At 70.8% G+C, this 17,056-nt stretch carries 16 protein-coding genes and 1 tRNA gene; 12 read left to right on the top strand and 5 right to left on the bottom strand.

Going from position 1 to position 17,056, the window contains the following annotated elements:
- The first annotated feature begins 3 nt into the window (after positions 1-3).
- Entirely contained in the window at positions 4-1,155 is a 1,152-nt protein-coding gene (locus tag ACFYOS_RS19745) for an ArsA family ATPase (RefSeq protein ID WP_387143312.1), read from the top strand.
- 35 nt (positions 1,156-1,190) lie between these two features.
- Here the strand turns inward: ACFYOS_RS19745 and ACFYOS_RS19740 are convergent, their stop codons facing one another.
- A complete protein-coding gene (locus tag ACFYOS_RS19740; protein WP_387143309.1) occupies positions 1,191-1,511 on the bottom strand; it encodes a WhiB family transcriptional regulator in 321 nt (106 codons plus the stop codon).
- A gap of 402 nt (positions 1,512-1,913) precedes the next feature.
- Here ACFYOS_RS19740 and ACFYOS_RS19735 point away from each other — a divergent pair, with 402 nt between their 5' ends.
- Positions 1,914-4,334 carry a penicillin-binding protein gene (locus ACFYOS_RS19735; RefSeq protein ID WP_387143306.1) on the top strand — a complete coding sequence of 807 codons (2,421 nt, stop codon included), beginning with the start codon at positions 1,914-1,916 and terminating at the stop codon, positions 4,332-4,334.
- Between the two features lie 63 nt (positions 4,335-4,397).
- Here ACFYOS_RS19735 and ACFYOS_RS19730 read toward each other — a convergent pair whose 3' ends face one another.
- Positions 4,398-4,853, bottom strand: coding sequence for a GatB/YqeY domain-containing protein (locus ACFYOS_RS19730; RefSeq protein ID WP_387143303.1), 456 nt, complete (start codon positions 4,851-4,853; stop codon positions 4,398-4,400).
- A 25-nt stretch (positions 4,854-4,878) separates the two neighbouring features.
- Between ACFYOS_RS19730 and ACFYOS_RS19725 the strand changes: the two genes are divergently transcribed.
- The 7 genes from ACFYOS_RS19725 (at position 4,879) to ACFYOS_RS19695 (ending at position 11,233) form a co-directional block, all read left to right on the top strand.
- Entirely contained in the window at positions 4,879-5,772 is an 894-nt protein-coding gene (locus ACFYOS_RS19725) for a metallophosphoesterase (RefSeq protein WP_387143301.1), read from the top strand.
- 76 nt (positions 5,773-5,848) lie between these two features.
- Positions 5,849-5,925, top strand: a tRNA-Pro gene (locus tag ACFYOS_RS19720).
- A gap of 210 nt (positions 5,926-6,135) precedes the next feature.
- Entirely contained in the window at positions 6,136-7,332 is a 1,197-nt protein-coding gene (locus ACFYOS_RS19715) for an epoxide hydrolase family protein (protein ID WP_387143298.1), read from the top strand.
- Between the two features lie 121 nt (positions 7,333-7,453).
- Positions 7,454-8,380 (top strand): NADP-dependent oxidoreductase, encoded by a 927-nt coding sequence (locus ACFYOS_RS19710; protein WP_387143295.1) that lies wholly within the window; start codon positions 7,454-7,456, stop codon positions 8,378-8,380.
- Positions 8,381-8,910: 530 nt separating this feature from the next.
- Positions 8,911-9,405 (top strand): GNAT family N-acetyltransferase, encoded by a 495-nt coding sequence (locus ACFYOS_RS19705; RefSeq protein ID WP_387143292.1) that lies wholly within the window; start codon positions 8,911-8,913, stop codon positions 9,403-9,405.
- Positions 9,406-9,583: 178 nt separating this feature from the next.
- A complete protein-coding gene (locus tag ACFYOS_RS19700) occupies positions 9,584-10,696 on the top strand; it encodes a calcium:proton antiporter (RefSeq protein ID WP_387143289.1) in 1,113 nt (370 codons plus the stop codon).
- 39 nt (positions 10,697-10,735) lie between these two features.
- On the top strand, positions 10,736-11,233 hold the full coding sequence (locus tag ACFYOS_RS19695; RefSeq protein ID WP_387143286.1) for a YfbM family protein: 498 nt from the start codon (positions 10,736-10,738) through the stop codon (positions 11,231-11,233).
- Positions 11,234-11,252: 19 nt separating this feature from the next.
- Here ACFYOS_RS19695 and ACFYOS_RS19690 read toward each other — a convergent pair whose 3' ends face one another.
- Entirely contained in the window at positions 11,253-11,726 is a 474-nt protein-coding gene (locus ACFYOS_RS19690; protein ID WP_387143283.1) for a hypothetical protein, read from the bottom strand.
- 110 nt (positions 11,727-11,836) lie between these two features.
- Between ACFYOS_RS19690 and ACFYOS_RS19685 the strand changes: the two genes are divergently transcribed.
- Positions 11,837-13,129 carry an MFS transporter gene (locus ACFYOS_RS19685; RefSeq protein WP_387143280.1) on the top strand — a complete coding sequence of 431 codons (1,293 nt, stop codon included), beginning with the start codon at positions 11,837-11,839 and terminating at the stop codon, positions 13,127-13,129.
- Between the two features lie 90 nt (positions 13,130-13,219).
- On the opposite strand, the gene ACFYOS_RS19680 is transcribed toward ACFYOS_RS19685, so the two are convergent.
- Positions 13,220-14,959, bottom strand: coding sequence for a bifunctional metallophosphatase/5'-nucleotidase (locus tag ACFYOS_RS19680; protein WP_387143277.1), 1,740 nt, complete (start codon positions 14,957-14,959; stop codon positions 13,220-13,222).
- A 284-nt stretch (positions 14,960-15,243) separates the two neighbouring features.
- On the opposite strand from ACFYOS_RS19680, the gene ACFYOS_RS19675 reads away from it, so the two are divergent.
- Positions 15,244-16,047 carry an alpha/beta fold hydrolase gene (locus tag ACFYOS_RS19675; RefSeq protein ID WP_387143274.1) on the top strand — a complete coding sequence of 268 codons (804 nt, stop codon included), beginning with the start codon at positions 15,244-15,246 and terminating at the stop codon, positions 16,045-16,047.
- Between the two features lie 67 nt (positions 16,048-16,114).
- Here the strand turns inward: ACFYOS_RS19675 and ACFYOS_RS19670 are convergent, their stop codons facing one another.
- Positions 16,115-16,354 carry a hypothetical protein gene (locus ACFYOS_RS19670; RefSeq protein ID WP_387143271.1) on the bottom strand — a complete coding sequence of 80 codons (240 nt, stop codon included), beginning with the start codon at positions 16,352-16,354 and terminating at the stop codon, positions 16,115-16,117.
- Positions 16,355-16,453: 99 nt separating this feature from the next.
- On the opposite strand from ACFYOS_RS19670, the gene ACFYOS_RS19665 reads away from it, so the two are divergent.
- Entirely contained in the window at positions 16,454-17,014 is a 561-nt protein-coding gene (locus ACFYOS_RS19665; protein WP_387143269.1) for a hypothetical protein, read from the top strand.
- Positions 17,015-17,056: the final 42 nt, after the last annotated feature.

Below are 17,056 nucleotides of genomic sequence, written 5' to 3'. Positions count from 1 at the left end.
CGATTGGTGCCTTCCGAAGACGCGGCGCCACCGCTGGACGTCGACCAGATCCTCGCCGATCCGGGCGTCCGGATCGTGGTCTGCTGCGGGGCCGGCGGAGTGGGCAAGACGACCACCGCGGCCGCCTTGGCGCTGCGGGCGGCCGAGCGGCACGGTCGGCGCACGGTGGTGCTCACCATCGACCCGGCCCGCCGGCTGGCCCAGTCCCTCGGCCTGACCGAGCTGGACAACACCCCGCGCCAGGTCAAGGGGATCGATGTCGAGGCCAGCGGCGGTGAGCTGCACGCCATGATGCTCGACATGAAGCGCACCTTCGACGACGTGGTGCTCCAGCACACCGATCCGGCGAAGGCGGCGGAGATCTTCGCCAACCCCTTCTACCAGGCCATGAGCTCCACGTTCGCCGGCACCCAGGAATACATGGCGATGGAGAAGCTGGGCCAGTTGCACGCCCGGGGCGAGTGGGACCTGATCGTGGTGGACACCCCACCGTCCCGCTCGGCGCTGGACTTCCTCGACGCCCCGGCCCGGCTCTCCCGCTTCCTCGACGGCCGGATGCTGCGGCTGCTGCTCGCGCCGGCCCGCAGCGGCGGGCGGAGCATGTTCAGCTTCGTGACGGCCAGCTTCGGCATGTTCTCGAAGATCGTGCAGAAGGTGCTCGGTGCGCAGCTGCTCACCGACCTCTCCGGTTTCGTCGCCGCGCTGGACTCGATGTTCGGCGGCTTCCGGCAGCGGGCCGAGCAGACCTACCGGATCCTGCAGGCCCGGGAGACGGCGTTCCTGCTGGTCGCGGCGCCGGAGTCGGACGCGGTCCGGGAGGCCGCCTACTTCGCCGGCCGGCTGCGCGAGGAGCGGATGCCGCTGGCCGGCCTGGTGCTCAACCGGGTGCACCGGCCGGCGGTGTCGGACCTGAGCGCCGCCGACAGCCTGGCCGCCGCCGAGCGGCTGGCCGCCGGCGGCGCGCACGCGGGCACCGTCGAGGTGCTGCGGGCCCACGCCGCCCTGGCCCAGCAGGCGGTACGCGAGCGGCGGGTGGCGGCCCGGTTCACCGAGGCGTTCCCGACGGTGCCGGCGGTGTCGGTGACGGCACAGCCCGCCGACGTGCACGACGTCGACGGGCTGCGGACGATCGGCGAGGCGATCAGCCGGCGGTGAGGCGCGGCGACCGGCCGGCCGGCTGACGTGGTCGGTCAGTTGGCGGTGGTCACCAGGACCTTGTCCTTGCCGGCCTTCTCCCTGGCGTTCTTCTTCATGGCGGCCTCGAACATCTTCCGCCAGCTGGTCACCTGCGGATGACGGCGCAGCAACGCCCGACGCTCGCGTTCGGTCATGCCACCCCACACACCGAACTCGATCCGGTTGTCTAGCGCGTCGGCCAGGCACTCGTACCGCACTGGGCAGCTCCGGCAGATCCGCTTCGCCACGTTCTGTTCGGCGCCCTGTACGAACAACGCGTCCGGGTCCCCGTTCTGACATGCCGCCAGTGACGGCCAGTCAGTGATCATGCCCATCTGTACACGTCCCCCCTTGCAGTACCTACCGACTTCGCCGCGACCAGCCGTCGAATCAACCCCCTGGTCGTCCGGCCGGCCTCCCCAGGGCGGCACGGACGACATGCGGCTCTGTCGCCGCCACCATCATGCTGTGTAGTCGCCCGATTACGCAACGTTGTCGGCGAAATCCATCATTACGGACACTCCCGGCTTCCCGGGCTCTGGCCCGCCGTCTACCCGGACGGGGTTCGGGAAAACGCTGCACGGCTCCCCCATTCGGGGGAGACTTCTCCCGGGTTCACGCAACCTCGCACCAGGGTTCGTGCGTTTAGCACAACGAGACCGGCGCGCGCAGGAAATGGGGAAACTTCCCCGCGCGCCCCTCGTTCCCTACTCGCGTACCCTGTCGAGGTGACCTGGATGCGGAAACGTGACCACAATGTGCTGACCAACGCCGCATCGCTACTCATCTGTGGCCTGTTGGCCGGCGTGGTGGTCGCGGCGGCGGCCTTCCCCGCGGTGGCGATGTCCGGACTTGCCGCCAAGGCGGGCGCCGAGACCTTCGGCGCGCTCCCCAAGGAGCTGACAGTGGCCCGCGCGCCGCAGATCAGCTACCTGGTCGCCGCGGACGGCAAGACACCGCTCGCCACGATGTACGACGAGAACCGGCGCGACGTCAAGCTCAAGGACATCGCGCCGGTGATGCAGAAGGCCATCATCGCGGCCGAGGACCACGACTTCTACAAGCACAACGGCGTGGACCTCAACGGCGTCGCCCGGGCGTTCGTCAACAACCAGGCCGGGGCCTCCCGGCAGGGCGCGTCGACGCTCACCATGCAGTACGTCCGGCTGGCCATCTCGTACTCGGCCACCCACCCGGCCGACGTGGTCGCCGCGACCGAGGACACCAGCGCCCGCAAGCTGCGCGAGATGCGCTACGCGCTCCAGATCGACAAGGAACTCTCCAAGGACGAGATCCTGGAGCGCTACCTGAACATCGCCGCCTTCGGCAACGGCGCGTACGGCATCTACGCCGCCAGCCAGGTCTACTTCGGCAAGGCGCCGAGCAAGCTCGACATCCAGGAGTCGGCCATGCTGGCCGGCATGGTGAAGGCACCGACCGCGTTCGACCCCACCACCAAGACGGGCTACCCGGAGGCGGTCGGCCGGCGCGACTACGTCATCCAGAACATGGTGCAGATCGGCGCCATCACCCAGGCGCAGGCCGACCAGGCCAAGAAGATCAAGCTGGTGGTCAAGAACAAGCGCACCCCGAACGGCTGCGTCGCCACCAACACCCGCTCCTGGGGCTTCTTCTGCGACTACTTCTACCGCTGGTGGATGCAGCAGGAGACGTTCGGCTCGACCTCCTACGACCGCGAGCGCCGGCTGAAGAGCGGCGGCTACACCATCACCACCAGCCTCGACATCCAGGCGCAGAAGGCCGCCGACAAGGCGGTCCGCAACCACCTGAGCGAGGACAACAAGGCCGCCCGGATGGTCGCGGTGATCGAGCCGGGCACCGGTCGGGTCCGGGCCATCGCGGTCAACCGGAACTTCAAGCTCGACGATCCGGCCCACCCGCAGAACAAGATCTCCAGCGACCCGAGGAAGGCCAAGCGGAACATCCGGGGCAACCGCCCGAACACGGTCAACCCGCTGATCTCCGGCGGTGGTGGCATCACCGGCTACCAGGCCGGCTCGACGTTCAAGATGTTCACCATGGTGGCGGCCCTGGAGAAGGGCTACCCACTCAGCTACACCATCAACGCGCAGCAGCAGTTCAAGTCCGAGTACATCATCGACTCGGGCAACCCGGCCGCCTGCCCGGGCACGCACTTCTACTGCCCGCAGAACGCCAACAAGTCGATGGCCGGCGTGCACAACATGTGGAGCGCGTTCGGCTTCTCGGTCAACACCTACTGGGTTGCGCTGCAGCAGCGGGTCGGCGCCGAGAACGTGGTGAAGGCCGCCGAGAAGCTGGGCATCACCTTCCGGGCGCCCAACGACGCCAGCTTCGCCGCGAACAAGGACGCCGCGCACCAGTGGGGCGCCTTCACCCTGGGCGTCTCGCAGACCACCCCGCTGGAACTGGCCAACGCCTACGCGACCCTGGCCGCCGACGGCAAGTACTGCGAGCCGATCCCGGTCCAGGAGATCCGCGGCCCGGACGGCGACAAGCTGGACATCGCCAACCCGCACTGCGAGCAGCGGATCAGCACCCAGGTGGCCCGAGCCGCCGTGGATGCCGCCCGCTGCCCGGTCGGTGACCACTCGTCGACCTCCAAGTGCAAGACCGCCACCGCGGGCAACGTGCGCCGGATCGTCAACGCCCCGGTCGCCGGCAAGTCCGGCACCACCGACTCCGACAAGACCTCCGCCCTCGTCGCGATGACCAAGCAGTACGCGGTCGCCGGCATCGAGGCCGACCCGGACTGGGCGCAGACCAACCAGAAGATGGGCCACGACGTCCCCACCGGCATCAACCCGGCGGTGTACGAGACGCTCCGGGACGCCATGAAGGGCAAGGAGCGGATCGACTTCACCCCGCCGAGCGGCAAGATCCTCATGGGTGACCAGCGCTCCATCCCCGGGGTGAAGTGCGAGTCGGTCGAGACCGCCAAGTCGCGGCTGAGCGGCGCCGGCTTCGAGCCGGTGGTCTCCAGCAGCAAGGTCCCGTCCGAGTGTCCGGCGGGCACCGCCGCCGGTACCAGCCCGGACGGACGCACCATCAAGGGCGGCGTGGTGACCATCGAGGTCAGCGCCGGCGGCGGCAAGCCGGACCCCGGCACCCCACCTCCACCGAACGGCAACGGCCCCGGCCGGCCACCGCGCCGCTGACCGAGGAACGACGGCGGGCGGGCACCCCAGGTGGGTGCCCGCCCGCTTCGTCGTCCGGCCCGGTCAGAGGCCGAGCTGCCGGCGTACCTCGGCGGCGACCCGGCCACCCTCGGCCCGGCCGGCCACCGCGGCCTGGGCCGCCTTCATGGCCGGGCCCATCTGCGCCTTGCCGGTGAAGCCCCCGGCGGCGAGCGCCCCCGCGACCAGCTCGGTCAGCTCGGCGTCGGAGAGCTGCCTGGGTAGGTAGCGCTCCAGCACCTCGCCCTCGGCGGTCTCCTTGCCCGCCTGCTCGGCGCGACCCGCGTCGGCGAAGGCGACCGCGGCCTCGCGCCGCTTCTTCGCCTCCTTGGTCAGCACCGCGAGCACCTCGTCGTCGCTGAGCTCGCGCTTTTCCTTGCCGGCGACCTCGGCGTTGCCGACGGCCGCGAGGGCCATCCGCAGTGTGGAGGTGGTCAGCTCGTCGCGCGCCTTCAGGGCGGCGCGCATGTCGGCGGTGAGACGGTCCTTCAGCGTGCTCATGGACGGTCAAACTACCCTGAACGCCATGCGAAAGCGCACACTATTCCGGCTCGCCGCCGGGACCGTCGCCGCCGGCGCGGCCACCCTGGCGTACGCGTCGCTCGTCGAGCGCAACATGTTCACCCTGCGCCGGTACGACGTACCGGTGCTCCCCACGGACGCCGAGCCGCTGCGCGTGCTGCACCTGTCAGACCTGCACATGACGCCGAACCAGCGGCGCAAGCAGGACTGGGTGGCCTCGCTGGCCGCGCTCGACCCGGACCTGGTGGTGGTCACCGGGGACAACATGGCCCATCCGGAGGCCGTCCCGGGCGTGCTGCGGGCCCTGCAACCGCTGCTCGACCTGCCCGGTGCCTTCGTCTTCGGCTCCAACGACTACACCGGCCCGGTCTGGAAGAACCCGTTCACCTACTTCCTGCCCGACCGGGAGTACACCGAGGGCGTCCCGCTGCCGTACGAGGAGCTGCGCGACGTCTTCACCGGCGCGGGCTGGGCGGACCTCAACAACGCGCGGACCGCCGTGAAGGCGGGCGGCCGGGAGATCGAGCTGGTCGGCGTGGACGACCCGCACATCGAGCGGGACGACTACGAGGCGGTGGCGGGACCGGTCAGCACCGGGGCCGCCCTCTCCATCGCGCTGGCCCACTCGCCGGAACCCGCCGTGCTGGACCGGATGGCCGCGGACGGCTTCGGGCTGCTGCTCGCCGGCCACACCCACGGCGGGCAGGTCTGCGTGCCCGGCTACGGCGCCCTGGTCACCAACTGCGGGCTGCCCCGCTCGATGGCCCGCGGGCTGCACCGCTGGCCCGGCTCCGACTCCTGGCTGCACGTCTCCGCCGGCCTCGGTACGCACCCCACCGCGCCGGTGCGCTTCGCCTGCCCCCCGGAGGCCAGCGTGCTGACCCTGATCCCCCGCTGACCGACCCCCGCCCGGAGGGGTGGGGGTACCGAGTTTGACCATCGGAGCGGGTGGGCTACTATTTGTCGGCACGCCTCGGGGTGTGGCGCAGCTTGGTAGCGCGCTTCGTTCGGGACGAAGAGGTCGTCGGTTCGAATCCGGCCACCCCGACCAGAGGTAACAGCAGGTCAAGGCCCCTCCACGGAGGGGCCTTGATTCATTTCTGCGGATCATCACTCGCCGAAGTCAGTAAGCCGGTCCGGGCCGGAGCCGAGCGCGAAATCGCGTTTCGGTCCGCTGGTCGGCGGGCCGGTGCGAGACTTGGCGGGTGCCAGCCCCGCCGGTGTCCCGGCGCCGGTCGACCCGAAGCGGCAGGTGGAGGACATGTCCAACGACAATGAGATCCGTCCCTTCCGGCTCGATGCGCCGGAGGAAGCGATTGCCGACCTGCGTCGCCGGATCGCGGCCACGCGCTGGCCCACGCGAGAGCTGGTCACCGATCGCGCCCAGGGCGTGCAGCTGGCGATGGTCCAGGAGCTGGTCCGCTACTGGACGACCGAGCACGACTGGCGCGCCTTCGAGGCGAAGCTGAACGCCCTGCCGCAGTACACGACCTACATCGACGGCGTCGAGATCCACTTCATCCACGTGCGGTCGCAGCACGAGAACGCCCTGCCGCTGATCATGACGCACGGCTGGCCGGGCTCGGTCGTCGAGCTGCTCGGAGTCATCGGCCCGCTCACCGACCCGACCGCGCACGGCGGTCGGGCCGAGGACGCCTTCCACCTGGTGCTGCCGTCGCTGCCCGGCTACGGCTTCTCTGGCGAGCCGGCCGAGTTCGGCTGGGAGAACGGCCGCATCGCACGCGCGTGGGCGGAGCTGATGGGCCGCCTCGGCTACACGCGCTACGTCGCCCAGGGAGGCGACGTGGGCGCCGCCGTCACGGACGCGATGGGCCGCCAGGGACCCGAGGGGTTGCTCGGCATCCACATCAACCTGCTCCCCGGGGCGCTCGGTCTCAAGGACCAACTGCCGGCGAAGTCCGAGCAGGAACGCGCGGCGAAGGACGCGCTCAACACGTTCACGACGGACGGCTACGGCTACTTCCTGGAGCAGACCACCCGGCCGCAGACGATCGGCTACTCCCTGCTGGATTCGCCGGTCGGGCTGGCGGCCTGGATGCTCGACCACGACACGGACAGCTACTACAAGATCTCCCGCGCGTTCGTCGACGGCAAGCCCGTGGGCGGCCTCACCCGGGATACCATCGTCGACAACATCACGCTGTACTGGCTGACCGGCACCGGCGCCTCGGCCGCCCGGTGGTACTGGGAATTTGGACGGTTCCTGGCCGCAGCCGCTGCGGCCGGCCAGGCCCCTCCGCCGGTCACGGTTCCGGTCGGCTTCACCACGTTCCCCGGCGAGCTCTGGGCTGCCCCGCGCAGCTGGGTCGAGATGGTCTACCCCGGCCTCGCGTACTTCAACGAGGTCGACAAGGGCGGCCACTTCGCCGCCTGGGAGGAGCCCGACCTGTTCGCGACCGAGATGCGGGCCGCGTTCCGGCCGCTGCGGAAATCCTGAGCCCGCTCGGAGCCGGGCTGTCGTCCGGTCCGTCTCTTCGGCCCGCCCTCCGAACCGGGCGTGCAGTTCTCGCTGCATCCGGCTCCCCACCGACTCATGCCGGCTGCAGAGAGGATTTGTTGTGCAGGCGATCACCGCGCGGGACCAAGAGGCGGGATTGGCCGGGCTGACCCTGACCGAGGTGCCGTGCCCGCATCTGGCGGAGAACGAAGTCATGGTGCGCGTGCACGCGTCAGGGTTCACTCCCGGGGAGTTGACCTGGCCGGGTACCTGGACCGATCGTGCCGGGCGGGACCGCACCCCGTCCGTTCCCGGACACGAGGTGTCCGGTGTCGTGACCGAGCTGGGCTACGGCACCACGGGGCTGAGCGTGGGGCAGCGCGTGTTCGGTCTGACCGACTGGACGCGCAACGGTTCTCTGGCCGAGTACGTGGCCGTCGAGGCCCGCAACCTCGCGCCGCTGCCCGCGGACGTGGACCACGCCGTGGCCACGGCCACGGTGATCTCCGGACTCACCGCCTGGCAGGCTCTCTTCGTCCACACCCGCATCGGACCGGGTCAAACTATCCTGATCCACGGCGCCGCGGGTGGTGTCGGCTCGATCGCAGTCCAGCTCGCCCGCGAGGTCGGAGCACGAGTGATCGGCACCGGCCGCGCACGAGACCGAGACACCGCGCTGAAGCTGGGCGTCGCCGCGTTCGTGGACCTCGAGAACGAGACTCTTGAGGACGTCGGACAGGTCGATGTGGTCTTCGACGTGATCGGCGGAGACATCCGCGACCGCTCCACCGCACTCGTGCGTCCTGGCGGCACGCTCGTCACCATCGCCAGCCCGCCGGAGATCCAGCCGCAGAACGGTCGCGCGATCTTCTTCGTCGTCGAAGCCGACCGCTCCCAACTCACCGAACTGGCCACGCGACTGCGCGACAGACGACTCACCCCGAACATCGGAGCCATCCGGCCCCTGTCGGAGGCAGTGGCCGCATTCGGGCCCGACGCCCCCCGAGTGCCCGGGAAGACCATCATCCGCGTCACGAACGACGATTAACCGGGGCTCCCTCCGCCCGAGTGCAGGAAGGGGAGGAATCACCTGAGCCCACAGCAGGAGCGCGCCGCCGAATGCACGTTCGACCGCCAGCGTAGGCCGACGGTGATGAATGGCTGCTGTCTCGCCGGGTACCCGGGCTGAGGTACCACAGGCCGACGGACTTCCCGCGCCGCTGGCAGGCCGGGCCACCCCGACCGAATGTCCCGCGCGGAATCGCCATGGTTGATCTGACGTGCGTGAGAAGGGAAGGCGTGCGATGAAGGACCGAATCCTGCGAGGGCTGAAGAGGAAGGCGAACTCGATCATGGTGCGCCGCAGGCGCAGGGATTCCGTGATCACCAAGCCGTCCCGCTCCAGAAGGCCCGGCAGGCTCTTTCAATAAGGGCGCGAGCCGCTGGGAGCTGACGACCGCCGGTGTCGGCGGCATCCGTCTGGCGCCGGCCGTGGCAAACATTAGCGGCCATGGCCGCATGCGCCAGACACCGGAATCCGGGTTGCCTGCTTCCCACGGGTGCGGCAGCCTTCGCCGCATGATCGAGACGCGGGTGCTCACCGAGGGCGATTGGAAGATGTGGCGGGAACTGCGGCTCGCCGCGCTGGCGGAGGCGGCGTACGCGTTCGGTTCTCAACTGGCGGACTGGCAGGGCGACGGCGACCGCGAGGAGCGGTGGCGCGGCCGGCTCGCCATCCCCGGTTCGCACAACATCCTGGCGATGCTCGACGGGCAGCCCGTCGGGATGGCCAGCGGGGTGCCCACCGATCAGGACGGCGTCGTCGAGCTGATCTCGATGTACGTGGCGCCGGTGGGACGCGGCCGGAGCGTGGGCGACCACCTCGTGCGGGCGATCGAGCACTGGGCCCGGCAGGTGGGCGCGGGGACGCTGCGGCTGGCCGTGGTGGCGGGCAACACGAACGCCTGGGCGCTCTACCAGCGGAACGGCTTCCGTGACACGGGTGAGCTCGGCGACCTCATGCCCGACGGCGTGCGTCGGGAGCACCTCATGACCAAGAGTCTCGTGGGTTAGCGGACAGCCGTCGATCGAGGTCACGATAGCCGACCGCAGGGCGACGGAGGCAGTGACGTAGTCAAGCGGATCGCTGGATTTGGTCACGGCCTGCGCCGCCAGGAACCCGGGGTCGAGTCGCGGATGCCTGAGCGCCCGGCATGGGCAGGTGATCGATTTTCCTGGCAAGGTTGATGGCATGGCCGCGCTGATCCGATCCCGCCTGACCGATTGGACCACTCTCGTACCTCTGATCGCGGTCCTGGTGCTCGCGGTCTCCTGGGGCCGGCAGCTGCCCGCCGTGCTGATCATGGCGGTTGCCGCGCTGCTGGCCGGCGCGGTCCTGGCGGCCGTGCACCACGCCGAGGTGGTGGCCCACAAGGTCGGCGAGCCGTTCGGTTCGCTGGTCCTCGCCGTGGCGGTCACCGTGATCGAGGTCGGTCTGATCGTGACGCTCATGATCAGTGGCGGGGACAAGACCCAGGCGCTGGCGCGGGACACGGTCTTCGCGGCCGTGATGATCACCTGCAACGGGATCCTCGGCCTGTCCCTGCTGCTCGGCGCGCTACGACGGCGGGTGGCGGTCTTCAACCCGGAGGGCACCGGCGGGGCGCTGGCCACCGTGGCCACGCTCGCCACCCTGAGTCTGGTGGTGCCGACCTTCACCACCAGCCGGCCCGGCCCCGAGTTCTCCCCGGCGCAGCTCACCTTCGCGGCGGTGGCCTCCCTCGCCCTCTACGGGCTCTTCGTGATGGTGCAGACCGGCCGGCACCGCGACTACTTCCTGCCGGTCACCCAGGAGGGCAGCATCCTGGCCGAGGACGCGGACGGCGACGGACACGCCGACCCGCCGTCGGCGCGTACCGCCCTGGCGAGCCTGGTGCTGCTGATCGTCGCGCTGGTCGCGGTGGTCGGCGACGCCAAGACCATCTCCCCGGCGATCGAGGCGGGCGTCTCGGCGGCGCGCCTGCCCCAGGCCTTCGTCGGGGTGGTCATCGCCCTGCTGGTGCTGCTGCCGGAGACCCTGGCCGCCTCCCGGGCCGCCCGGCGGGACCGGGTCCAGATCAGCCTCAACCTGGCCCTCGGCTCGGCCATGGCGAGCATCGGCCTGACCATCCCGGCCATCGCCCTGGCCTCCATCTGGCTGGACGGCCCGCTGCTGCTGGGTCTCGGAGGTACGCAGATGGCGCTGCTCGCGCTCACCGCCGTGACCGGGGTGCTGACCGTGGTGCCGGGACGGGCGACCGTGCTCCAGGGCGGCGTGCACCTGGTGCTTCTCGCCGCGTTCGTGTTCCTCGCCGCCAGCCCGTAGCGCCGAGGGCGTGTCGGGGGTCGGCATTAGCCTGCGTGCATGGGCATGGTGGCTGAGCACATCCGGATGACCCCGGCGGAGCTGGCCCGGTCGCTGCGCGATCCGGAGTGGGCGGAGGAGTTCACCGACGACCTGCTCGACGCCGAGTTGGACGCCCAGCTCGACGACGCCGGGCCCGCCGAGCCCCGGGGCTACGACACTGACAAGACCTGGGACGCGCTGCGGATCCTGCTCGACCGGGCCGCCGCCGTCCGGCCGTGCCCGTTCCTCGGCGGCGAGCCGTTCGGCGAGGTGTGGAGCTACGACCGGCCCCGGGCGCTCACCCCCGAGCAGGTCCGCCAGCTGGCCGGGCAGCTCGCCGAGGTGCCCTTCGACCGGCTGGTGGCGGCGTACGACGCGGAGGCGCTCCGGTCGGCCTATCTGGGGCCGTGGTCGCCGGACGACGTGGCCGGGCTGCGCGAGGTGTACGACCGTCTCGTCGTCCACTTCGCCCGGGCGGCCCGGCACGGCGACGGGATGATCCTCTACCTGTCCTGACCGGCCCGGCAGCCCCGCTTCAGTCGTGCCGCTCGGTGCGGGCGACCTCGGCGAAGGCCGCGGTCAGGTAGTCCGCGACGGGCCGCCCGGTGGCCGCCAGCAGGTCGGCGACGAGCAACGGGGCGTGCCGGGCGATCGCCGCCGGGTCGGGTGGCGCGTCGTCGTCCCCCGGGTCGTAGACGCCGAGGGTGCTGGCCAGCAGCACCAGCAGCACGTGCGGGTCGACGTCGGGGCACCACTCGGCGCTGGACCGGACGCAGCGCTCCAGCACCTGGCGGACGTCGTCGCCGTCCAGGCCGTCCGGGTGGGTCTCCTCCAGCAACAGCCGGACCACCCCGCCGAGCACCAGGCCGGCCCGGTCGGCGGTGGTGAGCCGCGCCACCGCCGGCCCGTACGCCTCGGCGTCCCGGTCGCGGGCGGCGGCGACCGCCTCGGTGGCGGCCTCCGCGATCTCGCGGGCTGGTGCGGGCAGGTGGCGCCAGGTCACGGTCACCGAGCCAGCATCGCAGACGACGTGTGCTTGCTCACCCGCCGGCTCTGCCCAGTGCAGAACCGGCGGTAAACCATTGGCAGGTCGTCGTACCCGCCGCAGAGAATCCAGGCATGCTGCGCCGCGCCCTACCCACCCGCCCCGAAGCCCGTCGGATCCTGCTCGGCACCCTGCTGTCGGCCGTCGGGCGCGGCCTGACCCTGCCGTTCCTCTTCATCTACCTCACCGACGTGCGCGGGCTGAGCGACAACCAGGCTGGCCTGGTGATCGGCTGGTTCGGCGCGGTGACGCTCGCCCTCTCCCCGCTGGGCGGGACGCTGATCGACCGGTTCGGCGCCCGCCGGGTGGTGCTGCCCTGTCTGGCGATCGAAGCGCTCGGCACCGGTTCGCTCGCGCTGGTCGACTCGGTCGGCACGGCGTTCGCGGTCAGCACCCTGATCGCGGTGGGCGGCTCGGCGCTCTGGTCCGGGCAGACCACGATCCTCGCCTCGCTCACCGGCGACGGCGAGCGGCAGCGGGTGTTCGGCCTCCAGTTCGCGCTGCTCAACCTCGGCATCGGCATCGGTGGCGTGATCTCCGGCGCGGTGGTCGACATCGCCCGCCCGGTCACCTTCCAGGCCATCTACCTGCTGGACGCGCTGAGCTATCTGATGCCGGGTCTGATCCTGCTGACCCTGTCGCACGTCGGGCACCGGCCGGCGCAGACCCCGACGGCGGACGCCGGGCGCCCGACCGGGGGCTACCTCACCGTGCTGCGCGACCGCCCGTTCCGCCGCCTGGTGCTCTTCGGCCTGGTGCTCACCACCTGCGGGTACGCGCAGATCGAGGTGGGCTTCACCGCGTACTCGGTGCGGGTGGTGGAGGTGACGCCCCGGGTGGTGGCCTGGGCACTGGCCTGCAACACGGTGATGATCGTGCTGGCCCAGCTGCTGGTGATCCGGCGGATGGAGGGGCGCAGCCGGACGAGGGCCCTCGCCGCGGTGGGCGCGGTCTTCGCGACCGCCTGGCTGGTCCTCGGCGCGGCCGGTCTGGTCGGCACGGGCAATGCGCTGCTCGCCGCGCTCGGCGTGGTGGCCTGCTCGGCGATCTTCGGCTTCGGCGAGACGATGCTCTCGCCGGTGATGCCGGCGCTGACCAACGCCCTCGCCACCGACGAGCTGCGCGGGCGGTACAACGCGATGAGCTCGATGATCTTCGGGATCAGCGGCATCATCGGCCCGGTCACCGCCGGCCCGCTGATCGGCGCGGCGCACGGGCGACTCTGGGTGGCGGTCGTGGTGGGTGGCTGCCTGACCGCCTCGGTGCTGGCCCTGTCGCTGGGCAGGCTGCTCACCCCCACCCAGGACGGCCGCGGCGTCACCCCGACCCCGGCTGCCGTCCAGGAGCCGGCACCCGTCTCGGTGTGACGGCACGCCGGACGGCGGACGGACCGGGCGGAACATGCGAACGGGCCCCGGAGCGGATGCTCCGGGGCCCGTCGTCGTACCGGGCCCGCGTCAGGCGGCGGGGACCTCGGCGGTGGTCTGGATCCGGTCCAGCGCCGGCGGGGAGACCGGCGACTTCTCGGTCAGGTACGCGTTGAGGGCGTCCAGGTCGATCATGCCGGTGACCGCGTTCGTGCCACCGGTGAGGACGCTGAAGCCGTCGCCGCCACCGGAGAGGAAGTTGTTCACCGTGACCCGGTAGGTCGCGGTGTCGGTGACCGGGGTGCCGTTGATGGTGAGGCTGCCCCGGACCACCCGGGTACCGCTGCACGGCGAGCCGGCGGGCGCGGTGGTGCCGTTGGTGTCGACGACATAGTGCACGGTCGAGGACGCGTACAGCACGCGGGCCACGGTGAACTGCTGCTCCAGCATGCAGTACACCTGGGCACCGGTCAGGTCCAGGGTCACCAGGTTGTTGGCGAACGGCTGGACGGTGAACGCCTCGGCGTAGGTGACCGGGCCGGCGTCGATGTCGGCGCGGACACCACCGGGGTTCATGAACGCGGCAACCGCGTTCTGCTCGTTGTCGGTGGCGGCGAGCTGGGCGTCGGCGATCAGGTTGCCCAGCGGCGATTCACCGGTCTGGTACGTCGGCTTGCCGTTGGCGTCGACCCCGGTCTGGTACAGGTTCTCCTGGGTCTTGGTGATCGCGGCGGTGGTCTCGCCGACCACCTTGTCGGCGACCGGGCCGAGCGCGGTCTTGTAGTGGTTGATCAGCGCGGTGCTGGCCGGGTCCTTCGGGACGTCCCGGGTGACCACGACGTTGTTCGCCTTGGCGCTGATCACGTCCTTGGTACGCCGGTCGATCTTCAGGTCGATGTCGGTGACCAGGCGGCCGAAGGAGCTGGCGCTGGTGACCAGCTTGCCGTTGATGTTGCAGTTGTACGCGGCGTGGGTGTGCCCGCTGACGATCACGTCGATGGCCGGGTCCATCCGGTTGGCGATGTCGACGATCGGACCGCTGAAGCCCGTGCAGTCGTTGATGCCGCCGCCGTTCTGCACGCCACCCTCGTGCAGCAGCACGACGATGGACTGCACGCCCTGGGCCTGGAGGATACGGGCGTACTTGTTGGCGGTGTCCGCCTCGTCGGCGAAGGACAGCCCGGCGACGCCCTGCTGGCTGACGATCTGCGGGGTGCCCTCGAGGCTCATCCCGATGAAGCCGACCTTGACGCCGTCGATCTTCTTGATGCCGTACGGCGGCAGCAGCGGCTGGCCGGTGGCGGTCTTGAAGGCGTTCGCCGACAGGTACTGGAACTTGGCGCCCGCGAACGGGGTGCCGTCGGCGCAGCCGTCCACCGGGTGGCAGCCGCCGTTCTGCATCCGGAGCAGCTCGGTGGCGCCCTCGTCGAACTCGTGGTTGCCGACGCTGGTGAACTCGAGCCCGGCGAGGTTCATCTCCTCGATGGTCGGCTCGTCGTGGAAGGCCGCAGAGAGCAGCGGGGAGGCGCCGATCAGGTCACCGGCGGCGACCGTGACGGTGCGCTCCCGCTCTTCCTCGGTGGTGCCGCGCAGCTTGTTGAGCTGGGTGGCCAGGTATTCCGCGCCGCCGGCGGCCTGCCCGGCGATGGTGCCGCTCGAGCCGGTCGGCGGCTCGAGGTTGCCGTGGAAGTCGTTGATGGCGAGCAGCTTGACGTCGACCGGCTTGGGGTCGGCCTCGGCCTGGTTGGGGTTGACGGCGACCGCGGTGAACGCGGTCGCGGCGAGCGCGGCCAGGCCGACGGCGGCCCGACGCATCCCGGAGACGGACATGGAACTCCTCATGAGGTTCGGCGCGTGGCTGTCCGGGCGATGGTTCGTCCGGCGACCCTGATCCGTGCCGTGACAGGGGTCGATCGCGGAAGGCGGCAGTCGGGGACACCACCCCGCCGGAGAAAGCTTGCCATCCGACACGTGATTGGTCGACCGGGCCAGCACAACAGAACAGTGGATATGGCCGGCCGCTTGCACCGGTCTGCCCGACGAGTCCGACATGACTGGCAGGTGAATTCCTTCATGGCCACCGTAAGTCGCCCGTCTGCACTAGGAAAGTAGCCATGACGTCGAACGGGACCACCTGGACGGTGGACACGGTGCGGTCCGCCGATGGCACCACGATCGCCTACGAGACGGCCGGCCAGGGGCCGCCGATCGTCCTGGTCGGCGGGGCCTTCAACGACCGCGGCACCACCCGTCCGCTCGGCGCCGTCCTGGCGTCCGACTTCACGGTGTACGGCTACGACCGGCGCGGCCGTGGCGACAGCGGGGACACCGAGCCGTACGCGGTGCAGCGGGAGATCGAGGACGTGGCGGCCCTGCTGGACCGGGCGGGCGACACCTCCTTTCTCTACGGCCTCTCCTCCGGGGCGATCCTCGCCGCGTACGCGACGGCCGAGGGCCTGCCGGTGACCGGGTTGGCGCTCTTCGAGCCACCGTTTCAGGCCGGCCCGCACGGCGGCCGCAAGCCCGGGCTGGCCGAGCGGCTGGGCGAACTGGTGGCGGCCGGCCGGCGCGGCGACGCGGTGGCACTGTTCCTGACCGACGCGGTCGGGGTGCCGCCCGAGGCGGTCAGCGGGATGCGTGCCGCGCCCGAGTGGTCCTGGATGGAGGGCCTGGCACACACGCTGGCGTACGACACCACGGTCACCGGCTACGCGGGGCTACCGGCCGACCGGCTCGGCAGGATCACCGTTCCGACCGTCGTGGTGGCGAGCACGGGCAGCCCGGACTGGCTGCGCGACGCTGCCGCGGCGACCGCCGGGGCGATTCCCGGTGCCACCGACCTCAGCCTGGCGGGTGGCTTCCATGAGGTCCCGCCGGAGGTGCTGGCCCCCGCGCTGCGCGACGCCCTGCTCGGCTGAGGACGCCGCACACCCGCGCGACGCCGGCTCCCTGGGACCGGGGAGCCGGCGTCGCGGGCCTCCGGGATCAGCAGTAGGTGTAGCTGCCGCTGCTGCCCCAGGAGCAGGTGTCGATCGAGGTGCCGGCGGAGTTGCGCAGGTACGCCGTGTCGCCGGTGTTGTTCCAGATGTACGCGCACCCGAATGTCGACCACGAGCTGACGATCCGGCGACGGATCGTCCGCTGTCCGATTTCGACGGTCCGGCCGAGAGTTCGGCGATCCCGTGCCGCGCGGTCAGCCCAGCGGGCACGAAGGGCCACTCCCATCGTCCGAAAGGGATCGAAAGTGAGAATCTTTATGTGGTTTGCCGGTTTTCGGTCGGGTACCGGATGGAGGCACGGGCAACCCAGTGGAAGGAAGAGTTCATGCACGCAGCACGTCTCCGCACCACCTTCGTCGCCCTGGCCGCGAGCGCAAGCCTGGTTCTCGGCGCGACCGGGGTGGCGCAGGCCGCACCGGCCGCCCAGCAGGCGCCGACCGTCGCCCCGACGGCATCGACCCTGAGCACGCCGGTAACCGGCACCTTCACGGACGCGCTCGGCGGCACCGGCACCTTCGCCGGCACCTTCACTCCGACCCGGTTCGTCAACCAGAACGGTCGCCTCGCCACGGTCGGCACGCTGACCGGCGCCCTGACCAACTCGGCGGGCACCTCGCTCGGTGCGGTGAACCAGCAGGTCTCCGTCCCGGTCCAGGTCAGCGGCACCTGCGACATCCTCAACCTGGATCTCGGCCCGCTGGACCTCAACCTGCTGGGCCTCCAGGTCCACCTGAACGAGGTGGTGCTCGACATCACCGCGCAGCAGGGCCCGGGGAACCTGCTCGGCAACCTGCTCTGCGCCGTTGCCGGCCTGCTCGACAACCCGGGCAATGGGCCCCTGAACGGCATCGTCGCCCTGCTCAACCGGATCCTCGCCCTGCTGTAGATCCAGCCGGGGCTGAAGGCGGAGGCCGTCGGGAGTCGATCC

This window comes from Micromonospora sp. NPDC005806, from assembly GCF_042871425.1.
Taxonomy (GTDB): domain Bacteria; phylum Actinomycetota; class Actinomycetes; order Mycobacteriales; family Micromonosporaceae; genus Micromonospora.
This window is presented reverse-complemented; position numbering and strand designations above follow the sequence as displayed.

Coding starts and splice junctions, on each gene's coding strand:
- ACFYOS_RS19740 (WP_387143309.1), bottom strand. CDS start 1,511: ATGGGCATGATCACTGACTGGCCGTCACTGGCGGCATGTCAGAACGGG.
- ACFYOS_RS19735 (WP_387143306.1), top strand. CDS start 1,914: ATGCGGAAACGTGACCACAATGTGCTGACCAACGCCGCATCGCTACTC.
- ACFYOS_RS19730 (WP_387143303.1), bottom strand. CDS start 4,853: ATGAGCACGCTGAAGGACCGTCTCACCGCCGACATGCGCGCCGCCCTG.
- ACFYOS_RS19725 (WP_387143301.1), top strand. CDS start 4,879: ATGCGAAAGCGCACACTATTCCGGCTCGCCGCCGGGACCGTCGCCGCC.
- ACFYOS_RS19715 (WP_387143298.1), top strand. CDS start 6,136: ATGTCCAACGACAATGAGATCCGTCCCTTCCGGCTCGATGCGCCGGAG.
- ACFYOS_RS19705 (WP_387143292.1), top strand. CDS start 8,911: ATGATCGAGACGCGGGTGCTCACCGAGGGCGATTGGAAGATGTGGCGG.
- ACFYOS_RS19700 (WP_387143289.1), top strand. CDS start 9,584: ATGGCCGCGCTGATCCGATCCCGCCTGACCGATTGGACCACTCTCGTA.
- ACFYOS_RS19695 (WP_387143286.1), top strand. CDS start 10,736: ATGGGCATGGTGGCTGAGCACATCCGGATGACCCCGGCGGAGCTGGCC.
- ACFYOS_RS19685 (WP_387143280.1), top strand. CDS start 11,837: ATGCTGCGCCGCGCCCTACCCACCCGCCCCGAAGCCCGTCGGATCCTG.
- ACFYOS_RS19680 (WP_387143277.1), bottom strand. CDS start 14,959: ATGTCCGTCTCCGGGATGCGTCGGGCCGCCGTCGGCCTGGCCGCGCTC.
- ACFYOS_RS19675 (WP_387143274.1), top strand. CDS start 15,244: ATGACGTCGAACGGGACCACCTGGACGGTGGACACGGTGCGGTCCGCC.
- ACFYOS_RS19670 (WP_387143271.1), bottom strand. CDS start 16,354: ATGGGAGTGGCCCTTCGTGCCCGCTGGGCTGACCGCGCGGCACGGGAT.
- ACFYOS_RS19665 (WP_387143269.1), top strand. CDS start 16,454: ATGCACGCAGCACGTCTCCGCACCACCTTCGTCGCCCTGGCCGCGAGC.